A 13,159-nucleotide genomic window follows, 5' to 3' on the forward strand; every position below is an offset into this window, starting at 1 on the left:
CCCGGCAGAGCCCGTGGCGGGGGGGCTGGTCCTGGTGGGCGGTCCTAGATGTGATGTTTTTCGGCTGTTGCGCCGCCAAGATACCGGGATGCGGTGGTCACTACGTCCTGGTTGACCGGTTCTCCACGTCCGCGAAACCCGGGTGCCGCGTCACGCTGCCATTACGTCCGTTCGCAAATGTTCCGGTCGGCCCTGATCTCCCCCGGGACCTGGGGCATCGGTCGCTTCGCCCCGGACAGTACCGCGCCGTCCGTACCGATGACCAGGTAGACGTAGCCCGGCTTGCCGGCCGGCCACGCGCGCGGCGGATGCCCCGGCAGCGCGATCGCGAGCCGCGCCGCCTGCCGCTCGGCCCCGGCGCCGTAGAGGATCTGCGTGCGGGCGGTGGCCGACGCCTCGCGCGTGCCGACCTTGACGACCCGGAAGCCGCGCCCGGTGAGCTGGTCGGCGGTCCGCTGGCCGAGGCCCTTCACCCGCGTCGCGTTGTAGATGGCGACCCTGACCTGCGCGGGCGGGACAGGCGGCACCGGCGGGTTCGCCGGGGTACCGCCCGGCTGCTGCGCGGGGACGGGCGCGGGCGGCGCGGGCTCGGCGGGCGGCGCGTTGTCCTCGCGGATCGACCTGAACAGCGGCTCGGCGAGCGCCGCATTGAACTGGACGCGGTTCTTGTCCTGCGGATACGGCTGCACCGGGACGGTCACGAAGCGCACCTTGCCCGCGCTCATCCCGCGCAGGCTGCCCGCCAGCTTCTGCATCACCGACAGCGTGAGCCGGTCGTCCGCCTTGATGGACTTGGTCGCGGCGGACAGGAACGAGAACGTCCGTCCGGGATCGGTGAGCATGCCCTTGTCGGTGGCCTTCTTCACGACCGAGGCCATGAACGCCTGCTGCCGTTTGATCCGGTCGAGATCGGAGCCGTCGCCGAGCACGTACCGGGTGCGGACGTAGCCGAGCGCCTGGTCGCCGTGCACGGTCTGCCGCCCGGCCCGCAGGTGCAGTTCGGCCTTCGGGTCGTCGATGCGGCGCGGCACGCAGATCTCGACGCCGTCGAGCGCGTCCACGACCCGCTTGAACCCGGCGAAGTCCACCTCGACGAAGTGGTCGATGTGGATGCGGGTGAGCGACTCGATCGTCCGCCACGTGCAGGCCGGGCCGCCGGTGGAGAACGCCGCGTTGATCATCGCGAGCTGCGGCGGCGACGTCCCGCCCCCGGTCCTGCGGCAGGACGGGAGGTTCACCATCGAGTCGCGCGGGAAGCTGATGCCGAGCGCCTGCTCCCCGCCGGGCGAGATGTGCAGGAGGATCGTGGTGTCCGAGCGCTGCCCGACCTCCTGGCCGTAGCGCGCGTTCTCGCCCGCGCGGCTGTCGGACCCGATCATCAGGATGTTCATCGAGTTGTTGAGCTTGGCCGGACGGTTCGCGCCGAGCTTGTCGTCCACGTGCTCGCGGTCGATCTGGCCGTCCAGCCGCCGCCAGAACCCGTACGCGGTGAGGCTGCTCACGACCAGCACCGCCGACATGGCGATCGACACCCAGCCGAGCACGCGCCACAGCCGCCCCCGCGCCGGCGGCTCCGGCGGCCTGGGGGCGGCGTCCGTGAAGTACACGGGGGTCGGCACGGCGGCTCGCTGCATCCGTAACATTCCAGCACACAATGGACAAGAGCCACCCGAGTCACGGCAAAGTCATCCGGGCAAGGTCATCTCGACCTCGGATCACCGCCGCCGACCACTAGACTCCCCCGACGATGAGCACCGTAGACGCGCTGACCGACCAGGCCATGGTCGTCCTCCAGGACCGGCCGGTCGTACCGCTCAGCGGCTGGCTGGCCAGGGCCGTCACCGACTGCGCCGAAAGCGGCCGCACGCTGCAACTCGTCACCCCCCTCGACTCGCGGCTGTCGCTGCCGCTGCGCACCGCCGCCGCCGGGGCCGACCTGCAATGGGTCGTCCGGCACGGCGACGGCTACTACGAGGGCCTCACCGGACGGCCACTGAAATGGGACGGCGCGACGTTCGTCCCCGTCCCGGAGGCGCGCGACTACGCGCCCGGGTTCACGACCCGTCCGACCGCGGCGATCGGCTCGCAGCTCACGCTCCTCTACCGGATCGGGCACGGCGCCGAGGGCGACCTCGCCGGCCCGGTCGAGCGGCTCCTGCAACTGCTCACCGGCAAGCCGCCCGCCGGGCTCGGCCCCACCGAACCGCTGGAGCACCCCTGGCGCGGCGACCGGCTCACGGAGTACGCGCGCGGCCGCTCGACCGCCCGGCTGCTGGTCATCGGCGACGGCCCGCGTCCCGCGCTGGCGATGTGCGACTTCAGCACGACCGAGGGCGGCGGCGTCGCCGAGGTCACCACGGTCACCGTCGGCTACGCGCCCACCGACCCCCCGCCGCTGCGGCACCTGCCCTCGCTGGTCGGTGCGCTGGCCGCCGACCAGCCGCTGTCATCGCTGCTCGTCCAGCTCACCCCGGGCCGCGCCGACCTCACCACCGAGCCCCGCTGGACGGGCGCTCCCGCCCCGGTCGCGCTCGCCGTCACCGGCACCGTCACCGGCCCCGCCGACATCCCCGGGCAGCAGGTCGGCCCGGCGCGCACCCCCATGACGCTGTTCCCGCTCGGCGACGGCCGCTCCCCCGACGGCTGGCAGCGTCACGGCCACCTCATGCGCCACCTCCAGTCGGGCTGACGCTCCGCGCCCGCGGGTGATCACTCCGTTCGGACGATGGGGTACGGTCCTGCCCATGGAACAGGCCCCCCGGCTCGACGCGTTGGAGCGGGCCGTCGAGGGGACCCTCGCCGAGGCGTCGCTGGAGATCGACGGCGAGGCGGCCGTCCTGCGGGTCGAGGTCTCGCTCCAACTCGCCACCGCCTGGGTCGCGACCTGCGGCATCGGCGGGATCGGGCTGCTGCTGGCGGGCGCCGTCCTGTCCCTCACCGGCATGCAGGACGCGGCGCGCTGGCCCCTCGCCCCCGGCGCGGCGCTGCTCGCGCTCGTCGCCGGCTACGTGCTCGTGGTGCGCTTCACCCCGCTCACGCGGCTGTGGCCCGTGACGGAACTCCGGTTCGCCGAACGCGAGCTGGTGCACCGCCACACCCGCGTCCCGTTCGGGGAGCTGCGCCCCGAGCACCTCGTGTGGAAGAACGGCCGCTTCTTCCGGCGCCTGTTCGTCCGGCACCCGGCCCTGCGCACGCAGCTCGCCGGGTTCTTCGAGAGCGAGCGCCGCAAGGCCGCCGAGTTCCACGACCGGCTCTGGAAGCTGATCTCCGGCCCCGCCCTCACCGCCGCGGACGACCTCACCCCCGTGCAGCGCTGGATCATCGGCGCGTCCGCCCCCTACGGCGCGATCAACGGCTTCCGCCTCGACCGGCTCGGCACCGCCCCCGGCGACCCCGCCGCGGCCGCCGACCGCCGCACCGCCCTGGAACTCCTCCGCGACCCCTGGGGCGCCTACGACCTGGAGCAACTCCTCGGCGCCGTCAACTGGCTCGTCCAGGACGGCCACCGCGCCGACTTCACCCAGGACGCCGACCTCGCCGCCCGCGCCCCCGCCGAACGCGACGCCTACACGACCCTGCTCCGCGAGGTGGACGACCTCATCGCCCGCGACGCGCTGGAGCCCCCGTTCGTGGAACGGCTGATCGAACTGGTCCGCGTCCGCTACGGCCCGGAGGGCGCCGCCTACGCGCGCCTCGTCCCGCCCCTGCTGCGGGACGAGCCGGGCGCCGACGCCAGCGAGGAGGGCGCCGGCCTCGCCCAGTTCCTGCACCGCCTCTTCAACGACCGCGACCACGCCGCCGAGGAGCTGCACCGCCTGAAGACCCTGGAGGACCCGGCGCTGCGCGCCAACGTCGGCCGCTTCCTGATCTGGGACTACGGCCGCGCGCTGATGCTCTACCGCTGGGGCCACATGGTCGGCTGGCTCACCGAGGAGTACTGCTGGGAGCGCATGCTCCCGCTCGCCCTCGACATCCAGCGCCGCTACACGTCCTGGCAGGACATGGCCACCTGCTACCTCCAGGGCCGGCTGCTGTGGTCGGGCGGCGGCGGCAGCGCCCAGCAGGAGTACGACCGCCTCGTCGCCCACCTCGCTACCGACGCCGAAAGCCCCTGGAACCAGGTCCCCTGGACCCAAGACCTGACCCGCGACTGGCCCTGACCCCACCGCGAGGCCGCGCGGAGTCAGCCGCCGATGACGCCGTCGTGGAAGGCGGCGCCCGCGGAGGTCTCGCCCGGCCCGCCGCCCGCCGTCGGGGCCTCGTGGTCGCTCGCCTTCCAGCTGAGGGCCGGGGGCTCGATCGTCCCGTCCGGATACACCGTCCCGCCGAGCCAGTGGACGAGCGCGTCGGCGAACCTGCGGGCCACCCGCGTCGCCTCCGGGAGGTCGGCGACGGCGCGGACGTCCACCCACCAGACCGGCACCGCGACCCGGGCGGCGAACTCCGCGCCCAGCAGCCGCCCGACCTCGCCCTGCACCGTGACCTGTACCGCGCTCTCGATCGAGACGAGCAGCCGGCCGCCGGTGTCGTACAGCCGGGTCGGCTCCGGCTCGCCGCCGCGCAGCTCCAGCGGCTCGCCCATCGCGATCATGCCGTCGGCGACGGCGTGCACGTCGGGCCGCCGCCGCACCAGCGCGACCAGGTCACTGCTCATCAGGACATCCCAGCGGAGAGTGAACGCGAGAAGACCTCGTGCACGACCCGGATCACAGCCGCCCGCGCGGCGGCGGAGATCTTGGACATGTCCAGCGAGCCGCCGGTCGCGAGGTGCCGATCATACGGGACGGACACGACGGGCAGCCCCCACGCGGTGAGCATCTGGTGCGCCCGCTCCAGGTCGGCGCCGACCTGCGGGGCGTGCGAGACCATCGCGATGACGGTGCGCGGCAGCAGCCCCTGCTGGTTGTTGCCCGCGAACCACTCCAGCGCGCCGCGCGCGCTCAGCGCCCCGTCCACCGTGCCCGGCGTCACGAGCACGAGACCGTGCGAACCGGCGATCACGCCGCGGTTCAACTCGGTGAGGATGCCAGCGCCGCAGTCCACGACCGTCGCGGCCACGTACCGGCCGACCGCGTTGAGCGCGCTCTGGAACGTCTCCAGCGTGAACTCGCCCGCGATCCGCCCGTCCCGGGTCGAGGACAGCACGAACAGCCCGTCGGGCGTCCGCGACAGGAACTGCGCGGCCTCCTCGAACGTGCGCGGATTCTGCCCGGCCAGGTCGAACAGCGACAGCTGCGAGCGGACGCCGAGGCGCAGCGGCAGCGAGCCCAGCTCGGCGTCGGCGTCGGCGGCCAGCACCCGGTCGGCGCGGTGCCGGGCCAGCTCCGTGGCCACCAGCGCCGCCATGGTCGTCTTGCCGGCGCCGCCCCGCACACTCGCGACCGCGATCTGCCGGGCGCCCGGCACCGAATGCCGCATCAGCTCGGCGAACGCCGCCATCTCCCGCTCGGCGCCGCTGCCTCCTCCGACCACCCGGCGGACGTTCTGCCGCACCCGCCGTCCGAGGGGGTCGCCGTGCTGGTTCCTGCGGACGAGGTCCGACGCCGGGATCTGGGACGGCGGCTGCTGCGGGCCGGGGCCCGGCGGCTGGGGCTGGACGGGTTGGGCGGGACGCGGCGGGACCGGCGGCGCGTGACCGGCGGTCGGCGCGGCCCCGTCCCGCGCGTCCGGCGCCTCGGTCGAGGAGACGCCGGGCATCGGACTGACGGCCGCCGCCCAGTCGAAGTCGGGATGCATGAGCGGCTCGGCGGGTTGCTGCTGCTCAGGCGGCTGCGGCTCGGCCGGTTGCCACGGCTCGGCCGGTGGCGACTCCGCCGGTTGCCACGGCTCCACGGGTCGCGGCGGCTCGGCGGGTTGCCATGGCTCGGCCGCCGGTTGCTCGATGGACGGCGGCTCGGGGATCGGCAGCGGCGCGGGCGGCGCGGGGGGCGGCGGCAGCTCCGGGCCGTCACCGTGCGGCGACGGGAACACGGGCGCCGGCGGGGCCGGAATCTCCTCCTCGACCTCCGCGGCCGCCGGCGCAACCGGCACCATCGGTGGCGCGGGCGGCGGGGTCGGGGGCGGCGGAATCGAGGGGGCCGGAGTCGGCGGAGGCGGCGGTGCCGGAAGCGAGGGCTCGGCGACGCCGTGCGAAGGCGGTTGCGGCGGCGACGGCAGGGGTTGCGCGGGAGCCGCCGCCTCCTCCTCGGGGGCGTGCGGGACGGCCTCCACGACCGGCGGCGCGACGGACGGTGCGGCGGGCGGCTGCCCAGGGGCGGGACGCGGTGGCGCCTCGGCTCCCCAGGCCCCCTGGGACGGGGCGGGCGCCTCCTCCAGCACCTGGAATCCCCGCTGCGGAACGCCGATCTCTCGCAGGACGGCCTGCTGCCAACTCGAGTCGGACACCTGCCTCCCCTCTTCCTTTAAAGCCTACGAGACACCGGTCACCCCGTGCACCGCCGATGGGTCGGCAGAACGATTCCGGAAGCCAGAACGGCGGTCCATAACGGCCCGACCGGCGCAGACGTGTCATACCCGATGAAATCAACACGGGCCGCCCGCTAGTCTGGCCGGATCTCAATCGGCACCCCGCACGCGAACAGCCCGGAGCTCTTATGAACCCCCCTGAATGGCCCGGTCAGCCGCCTGGCCAGCCGGGATACCCGCCTCCTGCCGCACCCGCCGCACCACCGCCCGCGCCACCGCGGGCCCCCGTCGGCGGGCCGATGCCCGGACCGCCGATGCCCGGACCGCCCATGCCCGGACCGCCCATGCCGGGCGGCTTCCCACCACCGCCGCGCCGTGGCGGTGGCGGCGCGGCGGTCCCGCTGCTCATCGTCGGCGGGATGGTCCTGCTGGTCCTCATCGGGGTCGGCGCCTTCGTCCTGCTGAGCGGCGACGACGATGACGACCCGCCCGCCATCACGTTCCCGTCCTCGCGGTCGACCTACACGCCGTACACGCCCCCCTCCACCGGGACGTCGATCGAGCCGAGCCCGTCGACGTCCATCGGCGGCGGCTCCGACCCCACGAGCCTGCTCTCGGCGACCGTCCGAACGGCGAAGGGCAACACCTTCACCCGGGCCGGAACCAGAACCGAGTCGTGCATCACCCGCGCCAACACGAAGCTGCTGTCGAGGCTGCGCACCGACCCGTGCGTCGGAAGCATGTACTCGGCGGTCTACGCCAACCCGTCCCGAACGATCATCACGTCGATCTCGATCGCCAAGTTCTCCAGCCCGTCGGCGGCGAGCCGCATCGGCAACGCGACCGACGCCCAGGGCTGGCCGAAGCTGCTCACCCCGTCCGACGCCAGCGGGCTCCCGCAGCCCCGCGCCAACCCGGCGTACTGGACCCGGACCTGGACCCGCGGGTCGAACGTGATCTACGCCCAGTCCTACTGGACGCACGGCGGCGCGACCGGGGGCCGCACCGGCTCGGTGTTCGCCACCGCCGGAGAACTCGGTGTGGAGATCACCAACACGCTCCTCTGGAGCAACTGACGCGTCGCCCTACGGGCATGGGCAGCGACCCGCCCATGCCCGAACGGCACGCTCGGCCGGCCCGCGTCAGCGCGGCGGCGGCCCGCCGTCCTGCTGCGGCGGACGCGGCGGGACCGGCGGCCGGTACTGCTGCCCACCGGGCGGACCCGGCTGCACCGGCGGCTGGAAGTCGGGCCGCCCGCCGGAGGGCTGCATCGGCGGCATCGGCTGCTGGGGCTGACCGAACCCCGGAGGCACCCCGGGCCCGGGTCCAGGACCGAATGGAGGCGGGCCGGGCGGCGGGCCACCCTTCCTCTTCTTACGCTGGACGATGATGAGCACGATCCCGAGCACCACGAGCCAGAAGACGGCGATGCCCGCATAGCCCAACTTGGTGCCGGTGCTCATCCCGTCGTCGCCGGAGTCCGAATCGGCCTTCGGCTGCGCTGTGGGCTTGTGTCGCTTGGCCCACCGGTCATAGTCCTCGAAGACGGGATTGGCCGAGCTCTGCGGCACCTTCTGAGCGAGCAGCCGGTAGGGCCGAACAACTCCGAAACCCGTGCGGTTGTCCCGGCCCGGGTCGGAGACATCCTTCGCGGAGGCGATGAGCTGCCGCACCACCTCCCGGTTCTTCATCTCGGGGAATTTGGCGCGCACCAGGGCGATCGCCCCCGAGGTCAAGGCAGCGGCGTCACTCGTCCCGCTGCCACCCCAGATCTTCCCGTCACGGCCCAGCGCGACCGTGTGAGCACCCGGGGCCGCGACCGTCACATAGTCCTGACGCTCGGTCTTCTCCCAGGGGACCAACTTCGCGTCGACCGCACCCACCGCGAGGACGCCCTTGCAGTTGGCAGGCGCGTTGCTTGGATTTGCGCCAGCCCCCTCATTGCCTGCACCAGCAACAACGACCGCGTCCTTCTCCAATGCGTAGGAGACGGCTTGTTGCAGATCGGGCGAACAGGGGCCTGGCGCCGCCTGTGACAGGTTGACCACAATGGCACCATGGTCGACCACATACCGGATGCCTTTGACATAAGCAGGCACACTCTGCGCCAAGACGGGGAGCACCTTGGCTTCGGGCGCTACACCGACCATCCCTGTTCCGCGCCCCTGCCCAGCGATCAGGGAGGCCATCGCCGTCCCATGGCCCATCTTGGAGGTCTTGGCCAGGTCACGTCGGCCGTCGCTACCCCAGTTCTCAGCGTCCAGGCCAGGCAGCACGACGCCCCGCAAATCCGGCAGGTCCGCCTCGACCCCGGAGTCGACGAGACCGATGGTGACGCCCTTTCCCTTGGAGATGGGCCACATAAGATCGTCCACACCCCAGGCAGAGAACCACCATTCTCCCTGCCTCGGCTTGAGGTCCGCCGCAGCCGTTCCGGGCAGGCCCACCACCGCGAAGACAAGTAGTGCAGTAGCCATGCAGACAAGTTTTCGACCACGCTGCAGCATTAGCACTCCTCATCTACAGCAATCAGGTCTACAAGATCACTAGCTAACAAGCGCGTAGGCAGGTCAGGATAAACCTGACCTGCCTACGCGGTCACGTTCGCCACCACAGTGGTCTAAGTCAGCCGATCACGGGTGGTGCGGTGTCATCATTGCCGCCCCAGACATCCTCGTCCTCGGTAAGCCACGTGCTGCGCTCGCGCTCCTCGCCGTCGCCGCCGCCATGGCCGCCGGCTCCCATGGGCATTCCCATGCCGGACATGCCGCCCTTGCCGAGTCCGTTGGCGCCGAGCATGCCGCCGGGGCCACCGAGGCCGCCGCCAGGGCCCCCACCGGGACCGCCGCCGAGGCCGCCGCCCAGACCGCCGGGACCAGCGCCCGGGCCGCCCCCCAGACCGCCGCCGCCCAGGTCAGGGGCGCCGCCGGGGCCACCGCTCAGCCCGGTTCCCGGGCCGCCGCCACCCGGCATGCTCGCCAGGTCGGTACCCGGGCCGCCGGGACCGCCACCGGGGCCACCCGGCAGGTGCGGACCGCCACCGGGGCCACCGCCGGGACCGCCGCCGGGACCGCCCGGCAGGTGCGGACCGCCGCCCGGGCCGCCGCCGGGGCCACCGGGACCGTTGGGGTTGTCCGGAGGCTTGGGCAGTTCGGGACCGCCACCGGGGCCCTTGGGAATGTCGCCGCCGCCGGGACCGCCGCCCGGACCGCCACCCGGCATCTTGGGCGACTTGGGGCCGCCACCGGGGTTGTCCGGGCCGGGCGGCAGATCTGGGTCACGAATGTTGTTGGTTTCGGGCATGTCCTGGCGGATATCCGCCGGGAAGTTGTTGTAGGTGCTCTGAGTTCCCTGGTTGATGGAATTCATCACCTCTTTGGCGCCGAAGTTGTTGCCGATCAGGGTGGCGATGGCGCCCGGGGCCGTGGCGGGGTTGACCACCATGGCCCGCTCACCCCATTTCACGACGTCCCTGACCCAGCTCTCGTTCGCACTGCCGGAGCCGAACTGCGCCTGCCACCTGGCCTGCTGCTCGGCATGTGCCTTCAGCGCACTGCCCGTGGTGGCGGCCTTGGTCTGGATCTCCTGAGCCTGCCGGTAGGCCTTGTTCAGCTGCTCCATGGCCTTGTCGGCGTCGTCACCGCCCCAGGCCTCGACCAGCCGGTACGCCTGCTTGAGGATGAGGTCGTGAGACTCGTTCATCCGCGTCGACAGGTTGGTGTAGGTGGTACCACCGGTACGCGACTGGCCGGGGTTCATGCTGTCGACGATCTTCTTGACCTTGTCGAACTGGTCTTCCCAGAACTTGAGCGCCGACCAGAAACCAGTGCCCTCACCGTCGGTCTGGAAGCCCTCTTGCTTGATCTTCTGCGTTGCTTTTGTCACCTGTGCTCACCCTCCTCGCCGAGTGCGTAATACCGTCACGCGATGTTGTGCGGAGTGGCGGCGTTCTGCACGCCCTGCTTGGATTTGTCGTCGGCGTTGCGGTGGGTCTTCTCCGAGGCCCGGAGCGCCGCGATCACGCCCTCGTACGCGGTGATGAACTGGGTGTAGGTGTTACCGATCTGCGTCTGCGCGGCCGAGACGGTGTTGTACAGGCTGTGGCCCGCCTTGTAGTCGCCGAGTGCGGCCTCGGTCGGCGAATCGTCCTCGAGCTGGTTGTCGAAACGCTTGTTCTTGAGGTCCCGGAGGTCCTTCTCGAGTTTGTCCGCGATGTCCTTGACGGTGTCGTGGTGAATGCCGATTTCTTTGCCGCCCGCGCGCGGCAGGCTCTTCGGTTCCGGGGGTGCCATCTGTGCTTACCTCCTGTCAGCCTCTTGCCCCCTGAGCGGCTGTCTGGGAGACAAGACGGAACAAACCTGGGTTCGGTACGGGCGAAGTGGGCCCCGGCCGTTCGTACGGCCAGGGCCACCTCACTGCTGCGTCCAGCGGACGGGGGTTGAACCTGCGGTCAGCCCCAGATCCCGGAGTTGGAGCGCTCGGCCTGCTGGTAGTTGTCGTGCGCGTCGCGGATCGCGAGACCGAGCTGCGCGACGACGTTCTGCATGTCCTTGGCGGCGCCGTCCCACTGCTTCTGGAAGACCCAGTAGGCCTCCTGGGCGGAGCCCTCCCACTGGTTGAGCTTCGTCCGGAGCTTGCCCTCCAGGTCGTTCAGCTCGTCCATCAGGGCGCGCGCGGCCTGGCTGAACTGCGCCTCGCCCTCGGTCAGGCCACCGAAATTGGCCCTCGTGTAGCTCATGATTCTCCTTTTCCAGCCGTCGTCACCTTGAAGCGAGGATTGCTCAGGTAGAGCCGTTGAGCAGGGCCTGAACCTTGTTCACGGCCTGCTCGGACATCTCTTCCTTGGACTCGTAGGTGATCTTGGTCTGGACGAGGCTCTGGTGCATGCCCTCCAGGGCCCGCAGCACCTTGCCGAAGTCCTCGTTGAACCGGTTGAACACCGTCTCGAAGGCCATGGAGGCGTTGCCCTCCCAGGCCGAGCGGACCTGCTGCTTGTGGCCCTCGAGCTGCGACTGCAGCCCCTTGATGATGTTCGCGGACGCGTCGATGTCATCCGCGGCCTGCTTCATGGATGCTCTGTCGACTGCCGACTGCTGCCCCATGAGTCACCTCCAGTGATTCGTACCGTGACCCGCGATCGTGAAGTGGGCATAGACGCCGGGCCAACGCCGTAAGCCCCCGTTTCGGCAGCGCAAAGGACCCTGTGGCCGATGATGGCGGGGGGTTGCACCGCAGAGTGATCATTACTTTAGGTGCTTTACTCGATGCTGTCCATCCACTTCACATGATGTTTAGACGCATTGGCCCCCTTTACGGTTCGGTGGTGGCGCGAGTCCGCACAATCAGTTCCCCGGAGGGGTGTTCGCGGGAGTCGTGGTGGAGACGGCGGCCGGATCCAGGACCGGCCCCTGGGCGATCAGGTCCAGGACTCCGGCGGGCACCTTCGAGGCATCGCCCGGCAGCGAGTAGCCGAGCTTCTCCGCCGTCTCATTGTCTTTGATGGGGAATCTCTTTCCCTCGGCCACTAGGTAATAAGTGCTGACCTCATTCGCCTTTCCCGGGCTTGGTACCCGGCCGGCGAGCGCCGCGCTCCCAGGTGGGAAGGCCAACTGGTCCGCGCCGTTCGGCTGCGCGGCGGCGGGCGGCGCGGGCAGGTTTCCGTCGAGCGTCAGCGTCGCGTCCGAATTGCCGCTCGGGTCGGCGTAGACCGCGCACAGCGGGCTCGTCTCCCGGTAGGCGACGATGCTCGGCGCCTTGCCCTCCAGGTGCTGGTCGCGCACCGACCGCGCGGACTGCCGGGTCGAGTTCACCCGTCCGGCGTCCACCGGGAGGGGGCGGACGGGCTGGTTCCCATACGCCTGCCGGGTCTGCGGGTCGGCGACCAGCAGGTCCCGCTGGAGCGCGGAGATCGGCGCCAGACCGTCCGCGAGCAGCACGAACGAGGAGGATGAACCGGACGCGGTGTCGACGCCGAAGATCTGGCCGACCCGCGCCGGGCCGAGCGGCCCCGCCACCGGCCGCCCGAGCCCCTGGATCTGCGGCGCGGCGAAGTCGGGCCCCTGGGTGACGGAGTTGAGCCACTTGCCGGCGATCGGGGTGGCGCTCGCGCCGAGCGTGGTCAGCGCGTAGGGCGGCATCCGCATGCGGGTGTTGCGCCAGAGCAGCCAGTTCTGCCCGTCCGCCTTGACGACCACTGCTTGGTCGGGACGCAGTGCGGTCCCCCCGACCTTGCGCCCCGCGGTGAGCGTGACCAGCGACTGGCGTCCGAACGAGGTGCTCTCGGACGCCCGCACGCACACCGCCCACGGCGCCTGGGTCAGCTTCTTGGCGTCGGGGAGGGTGTTCGGCGCGCCCGGGATGCCGATCGCCGGTCCCCGCTCGTACTTGGTGAGCGAATTGGTGGAGACGGTCCGGCGGCTCTTCGCGTCCGTCCCGGCGACGAGACGTGCGGAGACGTAGTTGGCGACCGGGCACAGCTTGCCGCTCTCGCACCACACGTAGCGGGCCCCGGTCTCCTTCTCCACGAGCAGCATCCCGGCCTTCTCCAGGCCGGTGGCGCCGCCCGGGCGGATGACGCCGAAGATGCCGAACGCCGCCATGAGCAGGATGCCGATCATGATCCCGCTGAACGCGCTGATGTTCATCCGGCGCAGCGGCAGTTCCGGGTTGTCGGGCTCGCCGGAGACCAGCGCGAGCGAGGCGCGCTGGCTCATCAGGCGGTGGGCCTGGAGCAGGTCCTTGCGAGTCTGCACGC

The 13,159-nt window shown here is 71.4% G+C and carries 12 protein-coding genes; 3 read left to right on the top strand and 9 right to left on the bottom strand.

Annotated features, from left to right (window positions below):
- Positions 1-161: 161 nt before the first annotated feature.
- Positions 162-1,634 carry an LCP family protein gene (locus K2F47_RS29700; RefSeq protein ID WP_242909059.1) on the bottom strand — a complete coding sequence of 491 codons (1,473 nt, stop codon included), beginning with the start codon at positions 1,632-1,634 and terminating at the stop codon, positions 162-164.
- 113 nt (positions 1,635-1,747) lie between these two features.
- On the opposite strand from K2F47_RS29700, the gene K2F47_RS29705 reads away from it, so the two are divergent.
- Both K2F47_RS29705 and K2F47_RS29710 read left to right on the top strand, forming a co-directional pair.
- Positions 1,748-2,689: a DUF6177 family protein gene (locus K2F47_RS29705; RefSeq protein ID WP_242909061.1), complete on the top strand. Its 942-nt coding sequence runs from the start codon at positions 1,748-1,750 to the stop codon at positions 2,687-2,689.
- A 55-nt stretch (positions 2,690-2,744) separates the two neighbouring features.
- Positions 2,745-4,160, top strand: coding sequence for a DUF1266 domain-containing protein (locus tag K2F47_RS29710; RefSeq protein WP_242909063.1), 1,416 nt, complete (start codon positions 2,745-2,747; stop codon positions 4,158-4,160).
- 23 nt (positions 4,161-4,183) lie between these two features.
- Here K2F47_RS29710 and K2F47_RS29715 read toward each other — a convergent pair whose 3' ends face one another.
- Together K2F47_RS29715 and K2F47_RS40975 are read right to left on the bottom strand one after the other, a co-directional pair.
- The gene (locus tag K2F47_RS29715; protein WP_242909065.1) at positions 4,184-4,654 is read right to left on the bottom strand and encodes a hypothetical protein; all 471 of its coding nucleotides are present in this window, start codon (positions 4,652-4,654) and stop codon (positions 4,184-4,186) included.
- Positions 4,654-6,384: a CpaE/TadZ family protein gene (locus tag K2F47_RS40975; protein WP_308198481.1), complete on the bottom strand. Its 1,731-nt coding sequence runs from the start codon at positions 6,382-6,384 to the stop codon at positions 4,654-4,656. The genes K2F47_RS29715 and K2F47_RS40975 overlap by 1 nt, the downstream gene beginning before the upstream one ends.
- 350 nt (positions 6,385-6,734) lie before the next feature.
- Between K2F47_RS40975 and K2F47_RS29725 the strand changes: the two genes are divergently transcribed.
- On the top strand, positions 6,735-7,481 hold the full coding sequence (locus K2F47_RS29725; RefSeq protein WP_242909731.1) for a hypothetical protein: 747 nt from the start codon (positions 6,735-6,737) through the stop codon (positions 7,479-7,481).
- A 66-nt stretch (positions 7,482-7,547) separates the two neighbouring features.
- Here the strand turns inward: K2F47_RS29725 and K2F47_RS29730 are convergent, their stop codons facing one another.
- From K2F47_RS29730 to eccB, 6 genes are all read right to left on the bottom strand, one after another.
- Entirely contained in the window at positions 7,548-8,912 is a 1,365-nt protein-coding gene (locus K2F47_RS29730) for a S8 family serine peptidase (protein ID WP_242909067.1), read from the bottom strand.
- A 118-nt stretch (positions 8,913-9,030) separates the two neighbouring features.
- Positions 9,031-10,290, bottom strand: coding sequence for a hypothetical protein (locus K2F47_RS29735; protein ID WP_242909069.1), 1,260 nt, complete (start codon positions 10,288-10,290; stop codon positions 9,031-9,033).
- A gap of 35 nt (positions 10,291-10,325) precedes the next feature.
- A complete protein-coding gene (locus K2F47_RS29740) occupies positions 10,326-10,697 on the bottom strand; it encodes a DUF2563 family protein (protein ID WP_242909071.1) in 372 nt (123 codons plus the stop codon).
- Positions 10,698-10,855: 158 nt separating this feature from the next.
- Positions 10,856-11,143 carry a WXG100 family type VII secretion target gene (locus tag K2F47_RS29745; protein WP_156214012.1) on the bottom strand — a complete coding sequence of 96 codons (288 nt, stop codon included), beginning with the start codon at positions 11,141-11,143 and terminating at the stop codon, positions 10,856-10,858.
- Between the two features lie 43 nt (positions 11,144-11,186).
- Positions 11,187-11,507: a WXG100 family type VII secretion target gene (locus K2F47_RS29750; RefSeq protein WP_272497676.1), complete on the bottom strand. Its 321-nt coding sequence runs from the start codon at positions 11,505-11,507 to the stop codon at positions 11,187-11,189.
- A 240-nt stretch (positions 11,508-11,747) separates the two neighbouring features.
- The gene (eccB, locus tag K2F47_RS29755; RefSeq protein WP_242909075.1) at positions 11,748-13,157 is read right to left on the bottom strand and encodes a type VII secretion protein EccB; all 1,410 of its coding nucleotides are present in this window, start codon (positions 13,155-13,157) and stop codon (positions 11,748-11,750) included.
- Between the last annotated feature and the right edge of the window lie 2 nt (positions 13,158-13,159).

Origin of the sequence: Actinomadura terrae, from assembly GCF_022751215.1 — a bacterium.
Lineage (GTDB): Bacteria > Actinomycetota > Actinomycetes > Streptosporangiales > Streptosporangiaceae > Spirillospora > Spirillospora terrae.